The 15,769-nt window shown below is 68.5% G+C and carries 14 protein-coding genes and 3 pseudogenes; 9 read left to right on the top strand and 8 right to left on the bottom strand.

Annotation, left to right across the window (positions count from 1 at the left end):
• Nucleotides 1–7: 7 nt before the first annotated feature.
• Together kdpF and AB0L56_RS27665 are read right to left on the bottom strand one after the other, a co-directional pair.
• Entirely contained in the window at nucleotides 8–97 is a 90-nt protein-coding gene (gene kdpF, locus AB0L56_RS27670) for a K(+)-transporting ATPase subunit F (RefSeq protein ID WP_037672136.1), read from the bottom strand.
• A gap of 320 nt (nucleotides 98–417) precedes the next feature.
• Nucleotides 418–647, bottom strand: a pseudogene (locus AB0L56_RS27665) (amino acid permease); the annotation flags it as partial.
• Between the two features lie 367 nt (nucleotides 648–1,014).
• Between AB0L56_RS27665 and AB0L56_RS27660 the strand changes: the two are divergent.
• From AB0L56_RS27660 to AB0L56_RS27650, 3 genes are all read left to right on the top strand, one after another.
• Nucleotides 1,015–2,967 (top strand): amino acid transporter, encoded by a 1,953-nt coding sequence (locus AB0L56_RS27660; protein WP_365427805.1) that lies wholly within the window; start codon nucleotides 1,015–1,017, stop codon nucleotides 2,965–2,967.
• 448 nt (nucleotides 2,968–3,415) lie between these two features.
• On the top strand, nucleotides 3,416–3,619 hold the full coding sequence (locus AB0L56_RS27655; protein ID WP_365427802.1) for a hypothetical protein: 204 nt from the start codon (nucleotides 3,416–3,418) through the stop codon (nucleotides 3,617–3,619).
• A 385-nt stretch (nucleotides 3,620–4,004) separates the two neighbouring features.
• Nucleotides 4,005–4,172, top strand: a complete 168-nt coding sequence (locus AB0L56_RS27650) for a hypothetical protein (RefSeq protein WP_365427799.1) — start codon at nucleotides 4,005–4,007, stop codon at nucleotides 4,170–4,172.
• Here AB0L56_RS27650 and AB0L56_RS27645 read toward each other — a convergent pair.
• Nucleotides 4,172–4,766 (bottom strand): annotated as a pseudogene (locus AB0L56_RS27645) (FAD binding domain-containing protein); the annotation flags it as partial. The gene AB0L56_RS27650 and the pseudogene AB0L56_RS27645 overlap by 1 nt on opposite strands.
• Before the next feature lie 223 nt (nucleotides 4,767–4,989).
• Between AB0L56_RS27645 and AB0L56_RS27640 the strand changes: the two are divergent.
• From AB0L56_RS27640 to AB0L56_RS27625, 4 genes are all read left to right on the top strand, one after another.
• Entirely contained in the window at nucleotides 4,990–5,505 is a 516-nt protein-coding gene (locus AB0L56_RS27640) for a toxin-antitoxin system HicB family antitoxin (protein ID WP_365427796.1), read from the top strand.
• 82 nt (nucleotides 5,506–5,587) lie between these two features.
• Entirely contained in the window at nucleotides 5,588–6,430 is an 843-nt protein-coding gene (locus tag AB0L56_RS27635) for a DUF4097 family beta strand repeat-containing protein (RefSeq protein WP_365427793.1), read from the top strand.
• Nucleotides 6,431–6,486: 56 nt separating this feature from the next.
• Complete coding sequence (locus AB0L56_RS27630; RefSeq protein WP_365427790.1) at nucleotides 6,487–7,479, top strand: ATP-binding cassette domain-containing protein; 993 nt, start codon at nucleotides 6,487–6,489, stop codon at nucleotides 7,477–7,479.
• The gene (locus AB0L56_RS27625) at nucleotides 7,476–8,267 is read left to right on the top strand and encodes an ABC transporter permease (RefSeq protein WP_365427787.1); all 792 of its coding nucleotides are present in this window, start codon (nucleotides 7,476–7,478) and stop codon (nucleotides 8,265–8,267) included. Before AB0L56_RS27630 ends, AB0L56_RS27625 begins: the two co-directional genes overlap by 4 nt.
• A 136-nt stretch (nucleotides 8,268–8,403) precedes the next feature.
• On the opposite strand, the gene AB0L56_RS27620 is transcribed toward AB0L56_RS27625, so the two are convergent.
• Nucleotides 8,404–8,538: a hypothetical protein gene (locus AB0L56_RS27620; protein WP_365427905.1), complete on the bottom strand. Its 135-nt coding sequence runs from the start codon at nucleotides 8,536–8,538 to the stop codon at nucleotides 8,404–8,406.
• A pseudogene (locus AB0L56_RS27615) lies at nucleotides 8,504–8,846 on the bottom strand (response regulator); the annotation flags it as partial. The gene AB0L56_RS27620 and the pseudogene AB0L56_RS27615, both read right to left, overlap by 35 nt.
• 1,798 nt (nucleotides 8,847–10,644) lie before the next feature.
• On the opposite strand from AB0L56_RS27615, the gene AB0L56_RS27610 reads away from it, so the two are divergent.
• Nucleotides 10,645–12,300, top strand: coding sequence for a histidine kinase (locus AB0L56_RS27610; protein ID WP_365427784.1), 1,656 nt, complete (start codon nucleotides 10,645–10,647; stop codon nucleotides 12,298–12,300).
• 16 nt (nucleotides 12,301–12,316) lie between these two features.
• Nucleotides 12,317–13,018 carry a response regulator transcription factor gene (locus tag AB0L56_RS27605; protein ID WP_365427781.1) on the top strand — a complete coding sequence of 234 codons (702 nt, stop codon included), beginning with the start codon at nucleotides 12,317–12,319 and terminating at the stop codon, nucleotides 13,016–13,018.
• Between the two features lie 161 nt (nucleotides 13,019–13,179).
• On the opposite strand, the gene AB0L56_RS27600 is transcribed toward AB0L56_RS27605, so the two are convergent.
• From AB0L56_RS27600 to AB0L56_RS27590, 3 genes are read right to left on the bottom strand one after another with little or no spacing between them, the layout of a single operon-like run.
• Nucleotides 13,180–13,977 carry an ABC transporter permease gene (locus tag AB0L56_RS27600; protein WP_365427778.1) on the bottom strand — a complete coding sequence of 266 codons (798 nt, stop codon included), beginning with the start codon at nucleotides 13,975–13,977 and terminating at the stop codon, nucleotides 13,180–13,182.
• A gap of 19 nt (nucleotides 13,978–13,996) precedes the next feature.
• Nucleotides 13,997–14,692: a phosphatase PAP2 family protein gene (locus AB0L56_RS27595; protein ID WP_365427775.1), complete on the bottom strand. Its 696-nt coding sequence runs from the start codon at nucleotides 14,690–14,692 to the stop codon at nucleotides 13,997–13,999.
• On the bottom strand, nucleotides 14,692–15,633 hold the full coding sequence (locus AB0L56_RS27590; protein WP_365427772.1) for an ABC transporter ATP-binding protein: 942 nt from the start codon (nucleotides 15,631–15,633) through the stop codon (nucleotides 14,692–14,694). Before AB0L56_RS27590 ends, AB0L56_RS27595 begins: the two co-directional genes overlap by 1 nt.
• Nucleotides 15,634–15,769: the final 136 nt, after the last annotated feature.

The following is a 15,769-nucleotide window of genomic DNA, read 5'->3' as shown; positions in this document are numbered from 1 at the left end:
TCTTGTCTCAGAACCTCTCCGGGAAGATCAGGGCGAGGACGAGATAGCCCAGCAGGGAGACGGCCACGACGAGGCCGACGACGTTCTCGGCGGTCACAGCTTGGTCACCCCCTTGGCGACAAGGGCCACCAGCGCGAAAACCGCCACCGTGGTGACGACGAAGGCCAGATCGGCCATCGCGAACTCCTGGAGTGAGGTTCGGTTGGAACGGACGATTCGAGGAAAGCCCATCTGTGGCCGGATCGGGCCGGTCGTTGACGCCTCCCTTACGGCGGGGCCCACGGCTTTGACGGAACCCTGACGGGAGCCGGTCGGAAAGGGTGAGCAGGCTCGCCGTAGAGGTAGGCCATCCGGCCTCACGGCAGCCGGAAGCGGAGACGGCAGATCACCGCGTCGGTCTCCGTCGCACGGCGTGTGCGACGCCGGCTCGGAACGAAACAGGCCGACGGCGATCAGCACGAATATCGAGCCGACGAAGACGACCGTCGGCACGATGAACGCTCTCGCCGACTCCACGATGCCGCGCAGGTTCACTGCCGTGATCAGCGCCAGCACGGCGAACACAGTGCCAGCCGGACGTCGTAGAGGGCGGGGAAGGCCGAGGTCAGGGCGGCGACTCCGGCGGTGACGGCCACGGCGACGTTCAGGTCGGCACGCTCCGCCACCCGACCGGTCCGACGTGGACTGACTGCAGCGACAAGTCGCCCGCCCTCCCGGTTCTGGGAGCTGCGGAGCACCTGCGAACGGCGGGGAAGGCGTCGTTGCACCGCACGCGGTGTCCGCCGCAGACCTGGCGGGTCTCCTGCGGCTTCGCGGTCGAGACGGCGGGGGCACGACGTACCTGACCCGGCCGCCCCCGACTGCGGTGTGCGCCCCCTCGGGTGTTCTTGACACGGTCTTGACGCAGTCGGACGGCTCATCCGTGGGCCCATGCGTCACGGTGTGCTTACGCTGGTGCCGCCGTCCGCGTGATGGCCGGAACCTCACGCCGACCCGCGTATCAGGAGCACGCCGATGGCCACCACCGAACGCCCACCGCACCGCCTGCGTGCCTGGATATTGAAGGGTCTGTCCGACATGGGCAGGGCGGGCGGTCATACCGGGCCCCACGCCGCACCGGAGCCCGCCCACAAGGGGCAGCCGTGGTACCGCGTCATGTGCCTTACCGGCGTGGACTACTTCTCGACGCTCGGCTACCAGCCAGGCATCGCCGCCCTCGCCGCGGGCCTGTTGTCACCGTTCGCGACCGTCGTCCTGGTGGTGGTGACCCTCGCGGGCGCCCTGCCGGTCTACCGCCGTGTGGCCCAGGAGAGCCCGCACGGCGAGGGCTCCATCGCCATGCTGGAGCGACTGCTGTCGTTCTGGCAGGGCAAGCTGTTCGTCCTGACGTTGCTGGGTTTCGCGGCCACCGACTTCCTGATCACCATCACGTTGTCGGCCGCGGACGCCTCCACCCATCTCGTCGAGAACCCCCACCTCGAAGAGGCACTTCACGACAGGCAGCTGCTGATCACCCTGATTCTCATCGCGCTGCTCGGTGCGGTCTTCCTCAAGGGCTTCCTGGAAGCGATCGGCGTCGCCGTGGTCCTGGTGGGCGTCTACCTCGCCCTCAATGCCGTGGTGGTGGTGACAGGTCTGTGGCACGTGCTCACCGAGGGGCACGTGGTCACCGACTGGTCCAGCGCTTTGACCGCGGAGCACGGCAATGTCCTCGCTATGATCGGCGTGGCCCTGATCGTCTTTCCCAAGCTCGCGCTCGGTCTGTCCGGGTTCGAGACCGGGGTGGCGGTGATGCCGCACGTCAAGAGCGACCCGGGCGACACGGAGGAGAGCCCGAAGGGTCGAATCAGGGACACCAAGAAGCTGCTGACCGCCGCGGCCGTCATCATGAGCTGTTTCCTGATCACCACCAGCTTCATCACCACGCTGCTGATCCCGGAGAAGGAGTTCGAGCCGGGCGGCCAGGCCAACGGACGTGCCCTCGCGTTCCTGGCGCACGACTACCTGGGCAATGTCTTCGGCACTGTCTATGACATCTCGACGATCGCCATCCTCTGGTTCGCGGGAGCCTCCGCCATGGCCGGCCTGCTCAACCTCATGCCGCGCTATCTGCCGCGCTACGGCATGGCCCCGCACTGGGCCAGGGCCGTCCGCCCCATGGTCATCGTGTTCACCCTGGTCGGCTTCCTCGTCACCTGGATCTTCGACGCCGACGTCGACGCCCAGGGCGGCGCGTACGCCACCGGCGTCCTGGTGCTGATCACCTCGGCGGCGATTGCGGTGACCATCGCGGCCCGCCGGGCGAGGCAGCGGGGTTGGTTCATCGCGTTCACGGTGATCTCCGTGGTGTTCCTCTACACCACGGTCGTGAACGTCATCGAACGCCCCGACGGTGTGAAGATCGGCGCCTGCTTCATCGCGGGCATCGTCCTCATCTCCCTGCTCTCGCGGCTGATGCGCGCCTTCGAACTGCGCGTCACCAGCGTGACGCTCGACGACATGGCGGAACGATTCGTCCGGGACATAGCCAGCCGCAAGATCCGCTTCATCGCCAACGAGCCCGACAGCCGGGACACGACCGAGTACCGCGAGAAGGTCGAGCAGATCCGCGCCGACAACGACCTCCCCGAGCAGGAGGACTTCGTCTTCCTCGAAGTGACCGTCACCGACCCGTCCGAGTTCGAGGCCGGCCTGACCGTCCGCGGCGAGGTCATGCATCACCGCTACCGCGTCCTCACCCTGGAGTTCTCCTCCGTTCCCAACGCCCTGGCGGCCCTCCTGTTGCACGTCCGCGACACGACAGGCGCCGTCCCGCACATCTACTTCGAGTGGACCGAGGGCAACCCCTTCGCCAACTTCCTGCGCTTCTTCCTCTTCGGCCAGGGCGAGGTCGCCCCGGTCACCCGCGAGGTGCTGCGGGAGGCGGAACCGGACCGGGCGCGCCGCCCTCGGGTGCACGTAGGCTGATACGGAGGCGGCGCACGCGGCGGCGACCGCGCCGTGCCAGGTCCGCGACTTTGCGCAGGTTGCCGACCACCGACATGCCGATTCCTTCTTCTCCGAACCGCTGGATCCGCACAGTGTGCCAAAAGTCGATAGGCGGAGGTCGCACCCGACTCCCTTCACGGAAGGCCAGGTAGACCGGGGTGACCAGGTCCGCAGTCGTAACCGGCGTCGCCGGGTGCCCGGAACAGCCGGCCCAGCGGCGGGCATGTGGTCGAAGTCCATGCCGTAGACGGCAGCCATGGCGACGAGGATGGCGATCAAGGCGGCGGTCGCGCTGATGCCGCACCTGTCCTGGTCTTGCTGAACGCTCCTGGGGCGATGGCCATGGCCAGGATGTTGACGACAAGCACCGTGAGCACGGAGACTCGTTCGGCGGCCTGGGCGAGACGGTCGACGACACTGCGCAAGCATGCGGCCAGCTCCCGGCCCGCCCACAGCCAGGAACGCGACGCTGGGCGAGGTCGCCCGACGGCTGGGCCAGCGGCACGACGGCACGACGCAGTGCGAGGAGTTCGCGTTCGAGGTGTGGACGCGGCGTACGACGTGCCTGGCGTCCGGTGGTAACACGCCGATCTCGACCTGGTCGGTGGCCGCCTCCAACACGACGGCGTAGAGGTCCTGGTCGACTGGGCCTGCTTCCAAGCCGCGTCGGACACCGCTCAGGCGGCGGACACGGCCATGACGGACGACGACGATGAAGCCGCGGCCGACAAAGGCTGTGATCGCGCCGACGCCGACCGTGTCGGGATTCTCGACAAGGCGCTGACCAGCCTTGACGCTCGGCATGCGGGGGACGACGTCGCCATCATGGCAGCCCCACTCCCTCTCCGGGCCGCACCCGCACGATGGACCGCTCACCGGAGACGCCGCACATGGCCTCTATGCCGGGCCGACGCGGAGCCCACCCGTACAGATCGCGTATGGACTGCTCCACGGCGGGCCTGTCAGCACAGGGACTGCCATAGGCTGCACGGCAGGAGCCACGACAGGAACTGAACATGAGATCACTCGCCGACCTGGGAATGCGGTCCAGGATCACCATCCTCATGAGCGGGTCCGTCGCGCTCGTCACGGTGGGCTTCATCACTGACTGGTGGTGGCTCATCGGCATCGGCGCTTGGATGCTCATCGCCGCCGGCCTCACCGAGATGATCTACCGCCCCTGACCGGCGGCGGCCTTCCCCTCGCGGATCACCCCGCCGCGTATGTGCAGCGCGAGGCCGCCGACGTCAGGACGAACTCGTAGGACTCCCGGTCCCGCACCTTCGGATAGCCGGACCTGAGCGGGCGCGGGAGAACAGGGATCTCCACTGCGGTGATCAACTCTCCCTTGTGCAGCGCCTGTTCGCGCTGGGGGGCTGCCGGGCCGCAACAGGAAGTCGGCGATGGAGATTTGACGCGCCCCGTCCAGGCCCAACAGGTTCACCCGTGCCTCCAGGACGGCGAAGGCCACGGCGGCATCGGACGGGTGCGTGGCCACGCGGGCGTCAGAGGTGCCGAGGATGGCGTGAGTGCGGTTGGCGCCGTGCAGCGCGGCACAACCGGAGCGGGCTCACGCTTGTTGCAGTCGGCGGCCACGTCACGGAAGTACGTGCAGCGGGTGCGCTGCATGATGTTGCCGCCGATGGTGGCCATGTTCCGCAGCTGTGCCGACGCGCTCACTCCAGCGCCTCAAAGATGACGGGATACAGGGTGCGCACCCTGCGGTGGGCGGCGGCCTCGGACATGGTCACCAGGGCGCCGGTCCGCAGGCCCCCGCGGTCCGCGGTACAGCTCTGATGTCACGAGGCGACACAGATGGCATCATGAGGCGCCATCCGGTGCCACCGACGTGTTCACCCACGCGGGAGCGACCGCATTCACTTGGTGGCACCATGAGGGCTCCGTGCGCCTTTCCGCATCACGGAAAGGGCACGCGTTCCGAAACCTGTCACCCTCGTAGCGCCATTGCGCGCGGCGCCATTGTGGTGCCAAGCTAACGGCATGGACCTCAGCCCGTATGTCGACAACCTCCGCCGCGAACTCGCGGTGGCCGCCGAAGCCGGAGGGGAGGAAGCTCGCGAGCTCGCCGAGCGTCTCACCGCCCCGCTGGAGTCGGCGACCCGCCTGACCCTGCTCAACGTCCTGTCCGCCGCGATGGACGAGATCACGCGTGAGCTCGCCCCCGGCTCGGTCGACGTACGGCTGCGCGGTCTTGAGCCCGACTTCGTCGTGACACCCCCGCCCGCCGACGACACCACCACCGAACCGGTCAAGACCGTCGAGGCACCCGTCGCACCGGTGCCGGCCGACAGCGAGGGCGGTGGCCCCGCCCGTATCAACCTGCGTCTGCCCGCCCACCTCAAGGCGCGTGCCGAGGAGGCGGCGAACCGCGAGGGCCTCTCGGTCAACGCCTGGCTGGTCCGGGCGGTGGCCGGCGCGGTCGAGGGCGGCACCCCGATACGCACCACGGAGAAGACCCGCACCGTCGGACAGAGCCTGACTGGCTGGGTGCGCTAGCCCCGCTCGCGTCCACACCGCACCACCCACACCACGTCCCACCAGCGGGGGCGGCCCGACGACCCACGAGGACAGTACCGCCATGCCTTCTTTCGACACGCCCGAGCCAATCTCGGTCACGGCCCACGTCTACTCCGGATCCATCAGGTTCACCGCCGGCGACCGCACCGACACCGTCGTCGCGGTGGAGCCCCGCGACCCCAAGCGCGACCAGGACGCGCGGGTGGTGGAGCAGACCGAGGTCTCCTATGCGAACGGCACTCTGACCATCAGGACCCCCAAGGCCAACCTCGTCGGGCGCTCCGGCACCGTCGACGTGACGGTGGAACTGCCCACGGGCTCGCACATCGAGGTCTCCGGCGCCAGTGCCCAGGTGCTCGGCGAGGGCCGGCTGGGCGAGGTCCGCCTCAAGACCTCGGCCGGCGACGTCCGGCTCGACACGACCGGACCGCTCCAGCTGTCCGCCGCGCACGGCTCCATCACCGTGGACCGGGTCGAGGGCATGGCCGAGATCACCACCAACTCCGGCCACCTACGCATCGGGGTCGTGGACGGGCCCGCCGTCCTGAAGAACTCCCATGGCAGCACCACCGTCGACGCCGTGACCGGCGAACTGCGCGTGAACGGCGTCAACGGTGGCGTCGACATTGCGCGTGTCGAGTCGTCGGTCACCGGCACCACCACCAACGGCCACCTCCGCGTCAACGATGTCGCGCGCGGCACCGTTCACCTGGAGACCTCCAACGGTCAGATCGAGGTCGGCATCCGTGAGGGCACCGCCGCCTGGCTCGACGTCAGCTCCAAGCGCGGGCAGGTGCGCAACACGCTGTCCTCCTCCGACGCGCCGGAGGAGACCGAGGAGACCGTCCGGGTCCACGCACGGTCCAACTGGGGCAACATCGACATCCGCCGCGCCCGGACCTGAGCACCACCCGCCCCCGCTCATCCCCCGTCACGAAAGCCTCCGAAAGGGAGTGCTCCATGCCTTCTTCTGTCATGCCCACGTCCAGGAAGGGTGAGGGTGTGCCGCCGCCGGCCGCGATCTCGGCCGTCGGGCTGCGCAAGTCCTTCGGTGACAAGACCGTCCTCGACGGCATCGACCTGCATATCCCAACCGGGTCCGTGTTCGCCCTGCTCGGGCCGAACGGCGCGGGCAAGACCACCGCCGTCAAGATCCTCTCCACGCTCATCACCGCCGACGCGGGTGAGCTGCGCGTCGGCGGGCACGACGTCGCCACCGAGCCGCAAGCCGTGCGCGCCGCGATCGGCGTCACCGGGCAGTTCTCCGCCGTCGACGGCCTGATCACCGGGGAGGAGAACATGCTGCTCATGGCCGACCTGCAGCATCTGCCCCGGCAGGAGGGCCGGCGCGTCGCCGCGGAACTGCTGGAGCGCTTTGACCTCACCGACGCGGCGAAGAAGCCCGCCTCGTCCTACTCCGGCGGTATGAAGCGCCGTCTGGACCTGGCGATGACGCTGGTGGGCGACCCGCGGATCATCTTCCTCGACGAACCCACCACCGGCCTCGACCCACGCTCCCGGCACAACATGTGGCAGATCATCCGCGAGCTGCTCGCCGACGGCGTCACCGTCTTCCTCACCACCCAGTACCTGGAGGAGGCCGACGAACTCGCCGATCGCATCGCCGTGCTGAACAACGGCAAGATCGCCGCCGAGGGAAGCGCCGAGGAGCTCAAGCGGATCGTCCCCGGCGGGCACGTCCGGCTCCGCTTCACCGACCCGGCGGCCTACCAGACCGCCGTCACCACGCTGCACGAGGCCAACCGCGACGACGACGCGCTGGCCCTGCGCATCCCCAGCGACGGCACCCAGCGCGAACTGCGCTCCCTTCTCGACTGGCTGGACTCGGCCGGTATCGAGGCGGACGAGCTGTCCGTGCACACCCCCGACCTCGACGACGTCTTCTTCGCCCTGACCGGCGGCACCGACAAGCACAAGGAGGCTGCCCGATGAGCGCCCTGTCCCTCGTGGTCCGCGACTCGAACACGATGTTGCGCCGCAATCTGCTGCACGCCCGGCGCTATCCGTCCCTGACGCTGAACCTGCTGCTCACGCCCGTCATGATGCTGCTGCTCTTCGTCTACATCTTCGGCGACGTGATGAGCGCGGGCATCGGTGGCGGCGGCGCCGACCGCTCCGAGTACATCGCCTACATCGTTCCCGGCATCCTGCTGGTGACCATCGGCAGCACCGTCATCGGGGCCGCGGTGTCCGTCTCCACCGACATGTCCGAGGGCATCATCGCCCGCTTCCGAACCATGGCGATCCACCGGGGCTCGGTGCTCATCGGGCACGTGATCGGCAGCGTGTTGCAGGTGCTCATCAGTCTGGTCCTCGTCGGGGCCGTCGCCGCGGCCATCGGCTTCCGGTCCACCGACGCGACGGTGCTGGAGTGGCTGGCGGCATTCGGACTGCTCGCGCTGTTCGCCCTGGCACTCACCTGGATCGCGGTCGGCATGGGGCTGGCCAGTCCGAACGCCGAGGCGGCCAGCAACATGGCCATGCCGTTGATCTTGCTGCCGCTCATCTCGAGCGCCTTCATCCCGGCCGACACCATGCCGGGCTGGTTCCAGCCGATCGCCGAGTACCAGCCCTTCACCCCCGCCATCGAGACCCTGCGCGGACTGCTCCTCGGAACCGAGATCGGTCACAACGGGTGGCTTGCCATCGCCTGGTGCGTGGGTCTATCCGCCCTCGGCTACTTCTGGTCGAAGTCGCTCTTCGAGCGCGACTCCAAGTAACGGGCCGCACCCACGATCGGTCGTGATCCTTCCCCCGGTGGCGCGCGCCGAGACCGTCTCGGCGCGCGCCGCCCTCCCGGCCCTCCGACCCCTCGCCCCCCGGCTCACCGGTGTTCGGCTTCACCCCCGCCGGGCGTCACAGCGTTCCGGGCGTTCCGGGCGCCCCGCGGCGCAGGTAGACCTGCCCGGACCACGGCACGTCCGGGTCGAAGGAGCCGATGCGCTGCGTCCGCCGTTCACCGACGGCCGCGTAGGACCCGCCGGCCGCCACCACGTGGTCCGCCGACTCCCAGGAGAACGGGCCGAGTCCCGTCTCGCGTGGGGCGCCCCGCTGCAGGCTCGGTGATCAGATAGCGGGGGTGGGCGGGGTCCCTCTCCAGTTTGCGCCGCAGCTGGGCCATGCAGACCCGCAGGTAGTTGGTCTTGCTGCTTGCCGAACGGCTTGGTGACGTAGTCGTCGGCACCGGCGTCCAGCGCGGCCACCTTCTCGTCCGATCCCTGCCGTGCGGACAGGACCAGGATCGGCACGCGGGTCCAGCCGCGCAGGCCCTTGATGACGTCGACGCCGTCCATGTCGGGCGAGCAGAGATGATACCTGACCGGTATCAAAGCGGCGCAGTCGAGCCGCGTTCTCGACCCTCAAAGGAGCGTGGGGCCGAGATGGTCGCTCGCGCCGCCTGCGGAGGTGCAGCAGAGACTTCCACTTCGGGCGTCATCCGAGCGTCAACAATCTCCGAACGACCCTCTGAAGGCGTCGCCGACGCAGGCACCTCGCTCACGAATCCGCAGGTCAGCGAGCTGCAAAGATCGATCCGTCACTGGAACCGCTGCACGGAGAGAAACAGGTCGAGCAACCCACCCGGACAACAAAAGCGCAGGTCAGGGCCTCTTGCCCGCAGGTTCGAGGATCGCGACGCACTCCACATGCGCCGTCATAGGGAAGATGTGCGGTCTGGACCGCTCCAGATACCATGCAGGTCAGAGGCAGTTTTCCAGCCCATTTCGGGTTCCGTCGATGGCTCCGTGCGTCATACGTGCGTCACCGCCACAGACGTGCGTCAGAGACACCAGCACCGCGACCACAGCCGTGGCCCACAGCGTACTCGGCGGAAACCCGAGCCGCCCATGGCAGCACGAATCGCGGGCTCCCCGCCCACAAGCCCCTCGGAATCGGCAGCCCGACGCAAGAAGCCCCCTGACCGGCAGGAACCAGATCAGGGCGGCGTGCGCAAGAGCAGGGGGCACAAACACGGACGGATGTGGCGGGCGACTCACCCGCCACAGAGGAGGAGCATCACCATCCGGCCTCACCCGGTTGCGCGTCGGCCCCGCCCCCTCCACTCATACGATGCCTCTGCCCCTCCGACCTAGGATCCCGAACAGCCACTTCGCTATCGCAATCTGGTCGCAGCGCTGCGGCACCCCGCCGAACGGCTCTTGCCGCGGCACGCGCACATCGACGAGGCGCTCGTGGAGTACACGGTCGACACCCCCAGGAGATCTTCTGACGGCCCATCGGCCTTGTCCTGCACGATCTTGATGGCGACGCCTTTGACCGGGCCGTGGGCGCATATGCGGACAGCCGGTACCGCACCATCACCGTGGCCCGGACGCCCGGGACCGGGCCACGGCGCGTAATCGCCTCGCCGCCATCTGCTCTAGGCCGTCACCCACAGCCCGGTCGTGCCCCTCGCCCAGGCGGAGGTGGGGCACCCAACGCCGAGTGCCGTGTCCGAGTCCCGCGTCCTTCAGCCAGCATGGGCGGCCGAGTCGCCACCTTCCGGCCACGCCGGGCGCGGCAGGGGCTGCGCCCATGGCGTACTGAAGGCTTCGTCGCCGACCTTGACGACCACTTGATCGGTGCCCTCGGCGCAGAAGAACACAAATATCGCGCACCGTCAGCGCTTACCCCGGGGTCAGGACAGAGGAATCCTCGAGCCGCATTTCCTTGAGATTAGGTCCGAAGGGATCTTCAACCTTCCAGCACAGGGAGTACCGGTGGGAGCGTCAGCATCCAGTCGGCCACCTGGGCGTAGCGCTGCGGCACCCCGTCGCGCGACGAGGCGGGCGGGGTGCGGGCAAGGTGGCAGGATGGTGGTTGGGTCGGCCATGCCGCGAGCACAGCCGTGACCGCTGCGCGACGAGGAACGGTCTTGGATCTCGGAGCCACATCAAAGTACATGTGGGGCGCACGGGGGTAGGCGGACATTCGGACATTCGCCTGGCTGCTTCGGCTGGATCTGGATCACCAAAACCTGCGCCTGTCTCCGCTGCCGGGCATCGCCACTGTGCCTGCCGCGCGAATGCTTGAGCGGGCGTCGGCACACTTCACCTTTGTCAGTACTACTGCCTTCCCAAAGTAGTTAGCCTTGCCGTCGTGAAAGGATCAGTCGCCGGCATCGTCCGACCTCGCACTCCGCCCGCCGAACAGAAGCAGCCCTCGAGACGCACGCTGATCCCGCCACTGTTCGTCTGGGTCTCGCTCAATGTCTCCGCCCTGCTGCTGCCTTCTGGCTTCCCGGAGGGCCTGAACCGGTGGTGGCAGATGCTGATCGGGGCAGCCGTCACCGGCGTCGCCGTGGCGCTGCACCGGCGACAACCCCTGATCTCGTTCGTACTGTGCCTGTCCCTGTGGTGGACCCTCGGCACGTTGGACAACGACCTCGGGTCCACGATCCTTTCCCCGTACCTGCCCGCCGTCTTCATCATCAGCTTCGCGGTGGGACGGCTCCCGGTGGCCACCACATCGGTGCTGCTGGCCGTCGGCGGGACGATTGTCGTCGGCTCGGTCCTCGCGGTCTCGGTCCATCTGTCCCTGCCGATGTGGTTCCTCCTGCTGACCGTGCTGATCTTCGCCTGTCTGCTCCCCTGGCTGACGGGCCGCTACTGGCAGCAGCGGCACGAACTGCAGCTCGCAGGCTGGGAACACGCACGCCAGATGGAACTGCAGCAGCGCATCCTGATCGACCAGGTCCGACTGCGCGAGCGGACCCGGATCGCCGAGGACATGCACGACTCGCTGGGCCACGAACTCAGCCTGATCGCCCTGCGCGCCGGGGCGCTACAGGTCGCTCCCGGCGTGGACGAGAACTTCCGGGATGCGGCCGGTGAGCTGCGAGAAAGCACTGCACGGGCTATGGACCACCTGCGCGAGATCATCGGCGTCCTGCGCGAGGACGTCACGGAGACCCCACTGGATCCCTCACAGTCCGGCATCGCCTCGCTGATCGACCGCACCCGGGCGTCCGGTGTGCGGGTGAGTCTGGAACGCATGGGCGAGCCGGACCAGTTGCCCGCCATGACGGACAAGGCGCTGTACCGAGTCGTGCAGGAGTCACTGACCAACGCGATCAAACACGCCCCCGGTGCGCCCGTGACCGTGCGTCTGGAGTACTGGCCGACCGAGGTCATGGTGACCGTACGCAACGCTCCGCCGCAGGAACCACCGGCGGACGACCGACCGAGCGGGCGACGCGGGCTGATCGGGCTCCGGGAGCGGGCGCGGCTCGCGGGCGGGCGGTTGCACGCCGCCCCCCTGCCGGACGGCGGTTTCGAGGTGACGGCCAGGCTGCCCCGGGTGCCCGAGGCGATCAGGCCCGACGAGGATCCCGAGTGGCTGTCACCGGACGCCTCGGAGACGGAGGGCGGTCTCGCCGACGCGACCACGCATGTGCGCCGGCGCTTCATCGCCGCGGTGTCGCTGCCGTCCGGCCTGTTCGTCCTGCTCGTCGTCGGGATGATCGGCTACTACGCGTACCTGTCGGCGACCACCACGCTGTCCGCGGAGGACTTCGCCGGGCTCCGGATCGGTCAGAGCACGGCCGAGGTCAACCGCGTCCTTCCCAGCAACGACATGAACGATCCGCCGTCCGAGGAACTGCCCGTCCCATCCGGCGCGTTCTGCCACTACTACCGTTCCAGTAATGCGCTCTTCGTCCAGGTCGACGTCTACCGGCTCTGTTTCGCCCAAGGACGCCTCGTGGCCAAGGACGTCATCACCGCCGAGTCCCGGGTCCCCGCGGACCACGACTGACCGCCTCCCCCACCGTGTGCTTGAAGAGGAGACAACCATCACTCCCATCACCCTTGTCCTGGCCGACGACGAAGCAATGATCCGCGCGGGGGTGAAGGCCATCCTGGCCACCGATCCCGAGATCAATGTGGTCGCCGAGGCGGCCAACGGACGCGAGGCCATTGCCCTGACGCTGGAGCACCGGCCCGACGTGGTGCTCATGGACATCCGTATGCCCATCATGGACGGGCTCGCCGCCACTGCTGAGATCAAGCGGCAGGTTCCCCAGACCTCGGTGCTCGTACTGACCACCTTCTCCGAGGACTCGTATGTGGCCCGGGCGCTGGGCGACGGCGCCAGCGGCTTCATGCTCAAGTCCGGCGATCCGCGGGAACTGCTGACCGGCGTGCACGCCGCGGCGGCCGGTGCCTCCTATCTGTCGGCGAAGGTAGCCGAGCGGGTCATCGCCGAGCTCAACCGCGGCTCCGGACGGCAGGCCGAGTCGCGCGGCGCCGCCGCGCAAAAGCGGGTGAGTGAGCTGACCGAGCGGGAGCAGGAGGTGCTTGCGCTGGTTGGCAGCGGCCTGTCCAACGCCGACATCGGAAAGCGGCTTCATGTGGTCGAGGGCACTGTCAAAAGCTACGTCAGCGCCATTTTCACCGCGTTGGGTGTGCGCAACCGGGTGCAGGCCGCGATCATCGCGTACGAGGCCGGGCTAGTGACCGACCGGGACGCGTGACCCACGCGTCGTACCCCGGGCACCGATGTGCCCGGGGTACGACAACCGAAAAGGACAGCGAAAAAACCGGGGCGTCGGGCCACCGTGCGGGGGATTCCCGGTGGCCCGACGCCCGTACGCACCGGTCTGCGGCCGGAGCGCGTTTCAGGGGTGACCAGAGGTCACGCGTCGCGCTTGCGGAAGGTGTAGAAGCCCAGCGCCAGGGCTCCGAAGGCCCACAGTACGAGGAGCAGGAGCCCCATTCCGGGTCCGTACGGCGTGGAGTCCGCGTTCATGAAGACGGTGCCCGCCGAGTTGGGCATCCGCTCCGCGAGCGACACCAGCGGGTCGATATCGGAGGCCTGCAGGATCACTGGCAGAACGGTGAGCCCGACGAACACGAGGGTGAGCGTGCCGGCGGCGCTGCGCACGGCCACGGCGACGGCGGCCGTGAGCACGGCGACGAGCGCGAGGTAGACACCGATCCGCAGGGCGCTGCCCAGGGCGTCGCCGCCGGCCGTTTCCGCCTTGTCGCCCAGTGACACCGAGGAGACGCCTACGCCGATCAGGCCGAACACGATGCCGGCGAGCAGGCTCACCGCACCGGCCACCGCGGTCTTGGCCGCCAACAGCCGGCCTCGCTTCGGCACGGACTGGAGCGTCGTGCGGATGCTGCCCGAGGCGTACTCGGCCGTGATCATCAGCATCGCCAGGGCGATCAGCGCGAACTGGGCGACGTACACGGTGGCCACGGCGACATCGCCGACCGGCACCGTGGTGCCCTTCTCCTTGTTGTTCGCCATGGTCGCGCCGATGATCGGGGTGGTGAGGAGCATCAGCCCCGCGCCGCCGAGCAGGCACCACCAGGTGGACTTGACGGACCAGAGTTTGATCCATTCCGCGGCCACGGCGCCGGGCAGTCCGCCGCCGGAGGCACGTACCGATGGGTCGGCAGTCGTCGCGGGCATTGATGTCGTCATGACCAATCCTTGTGCTGAGTCAACGGTTCGACGCGGTCGCGTGGGGTTCTGCCGCCGGTTCGGGGCGGGGTGTCGCAGGGGGCGTGGTGCCGAGCACTGCTGTCAGCGCCGGGCGCTGCCGCAGCCGGGCGACGGCCCAGGTGCCCGGGATCATCGCGGCCAGCAGGAGCACCGGGGCCAGCACCACGCCGAGCAGGGCACCGGCGACGACGTCGTGCAGGTAGTGCACGCCGACGTAGACACGTGACAGCGCGACGAGCACGGCGAGGGGCAGGGCGAAAGCGGCTACGAGGCGCCAGGTGATGAGGAACGTCGCGGCGGAGGCAGCGGCGATCACGGAGTGGTTGCTCGGGAAGGCCCAGTCACCCGGCGCCGGACATTCGGCGATGGTCCGGACGTTGGGAATGTCGCGGCAGGGACGTTCCTCGTGCAGCCAGACCTTGATGATCTCGCTCAGCCCGTACACGATCAGGACGGCGGCCGGTGCGAGCAGTGCCACGGCCATCGACCGGTGGTCACGACCGCGAGCCCGCCACCACTGGAGGACGAAGAGGGCGGCGAGAACGAGAATGCCGAGTTCCGTGCCGATCTCGCCCGCCGACTGCATCCAGCCCGGCGTGGTGGCCGCCCACTCGGTGATCTCCCGGTAGACGCCGACGCCGTACTCGGGTCCGGCCTCGGCGAGCTGCACCGTAGGGATCGTCGTCTCCGACATCAAGCCCCCGTCCCCGGGTGCTGGTGGCCGGAGGCGGCCCCGAACTCGACGCTGTCAGCGGTGAGTTCCATGTACGCCTGCTCGAGCGATGCCTCGACGCTGCGGACTTCATGCAACCGGACGCCCAGCTCGAAGGCTAGATCCGACACCCGGTCGACGGTAAGCCCCGTGATGTACAGCTCGTTGTAGCTCTCCCAGCGAGCAGGCACCGACCATTCGTGCAGCCGGGCCATGAGCTTCTGGAGCCCTTCCTGCTCGGGTCCGCGCGCCCGCACGGCGTTGAGCGAGCTGCTCTCGATGAGCTGCTGGACGGACGTCTCGGTGATCAGCCGCCCCTTGCCGATGATCACCAGCTGATCGGCGGTGAGCTGCATCTCGCTCATCAGGTGGCTGGAGACGAAAACGGTGCGGCCCTCGGCGGCCAGTCCGCGCATCAGACCTCGGATCCAGCGCACACCGTCGGGGTCGAGGCCGTTGACGGGCTCGTCGAACATGACGACGCCGGGGTCGCCCAGCAGGGCGCCCGCGATGCCGAGGCGCTGGCCCATGCCGAGCGAGAACGAGCCGGCGCGGCGGTTGGCCACCGAGGTCAGACCCACGGTCTCCAGGACCTCGTCGACCCGGCGGGCCGGGATGCCGTTGGTACGGGCGAGCGCACGCAGATGGGCGCGCGCGCTGCGACCGGGATGCACGGCCTTGGCGTCCAGCAATGCTCCGATCTCTCTCAGCGGGTAGGCCAGTTCAACGTAGGGCCGGCCGCCAACGAGTGCCTGGCCGGACGTGGGACGGTCCAGGCCCATGATCATTCGCATGGTGGTGGACTTGCCCGCACCGTTGGGCCCGAGGAATCCGGTGACCTTGCCCGCCCCGATGGTGAGGGACAGGTTGTCTACGGCGGCCTGACCGCCGTACCTCTTGGTCAACCCCTGCAGGGTGATCATGAATGACTACTCCCAGCCGTTCCAGCTTCTCTGTCTCACCGAGAACCTAGGCTCTGGCCAGGCACGATCACATCAGTCCAAGGGAAGGCGTCCGCCCTTACTTTAGTCAGGACTTGCACCGAGACCTTAGGCAACC

The organism is Streptomyces sp. NPDC052079, from assembly GCF_040680275.1.
GTDB lineage: Bacteria > Actinomycetota > Actinomycetes > Streptomycetales > Streptomycetaceae > Streptomyces.
The sequence above is the reverse complement of the archived record's forward strand: the minus strand, read 5'-3'. Positions and strand labels throughout refer to the sequence as shown.

Coding starts and splice junctions, on each gene's coding strand:
- AB0L56_RS27660 (WP_365427805.1), top strand. CDS start 1,015: ATGGCCACCACCGAACGCCCACCGCACCGCCTGCGTGCCTGGATATTG.
- AB0L56_RS27655 (WP_365427802.1), top strand. CDS start 3,416: ATGCGGCCAGCTCCCGGCCCGCCCACAGCCAGGAACGCGACGCTGGGC.
- AB0L56_RS27635 (WP_365427793.1), top strand. CDS start 5,588: ATGCCTTCTTTCGACACGCCCGAGCCAATCTCGGTCACGGCCCACGTC.
- AB0L56_RS27590 (WP_365427772.1), bottom strand. CDS start 15,633: ATGATCACCCTGCAGGGGTTGACCAAGAGGTACGGCGGTCAGGCCGCC.
- AB0L56_RS27600 (WP_365427778.1), bottom strand. CDS start 13,977: ATGACGACATCAATGCCCGCGACGACTGCCGACCCATCGGTACGTGCC.
- AB0L56_RS27595 (WP_365427775.1), bottom strand. CDS start 14,692: ATGTCGGAGACGACGATCCCTACGGTGCAGCTCGCCGAGGCCGGACCC.
- AB0L56_RS27625 (WP_365427787.1), top strand. CDS start 7,476: ATGAGCGCCCTGTCCCTCGTGGTCCGCGACTCGAACACGATGTTGCGC.
- AB0L56_RS27630 (WP_365427790.1), top strand. CDS start 6,487: ATGCCTTCTTCTGTCATGCCCACGTCCAGGAAGGGTGAGGGTGTGCCG.
- AB0L56_RS27640 (WP_365427796.1), top strand. CDS start 4,990: ATGGACCTCAGCCCGTATGTCGACAACCTCCGCCGCGAACTCGCGGTG.
- AB0L56_RS27650 (WP_365427799.1), top strand. CDS start 4,005: ATGAGATCACTCGCCGACCTGGGAATGCGGTCCAGGATCACCATCCTC.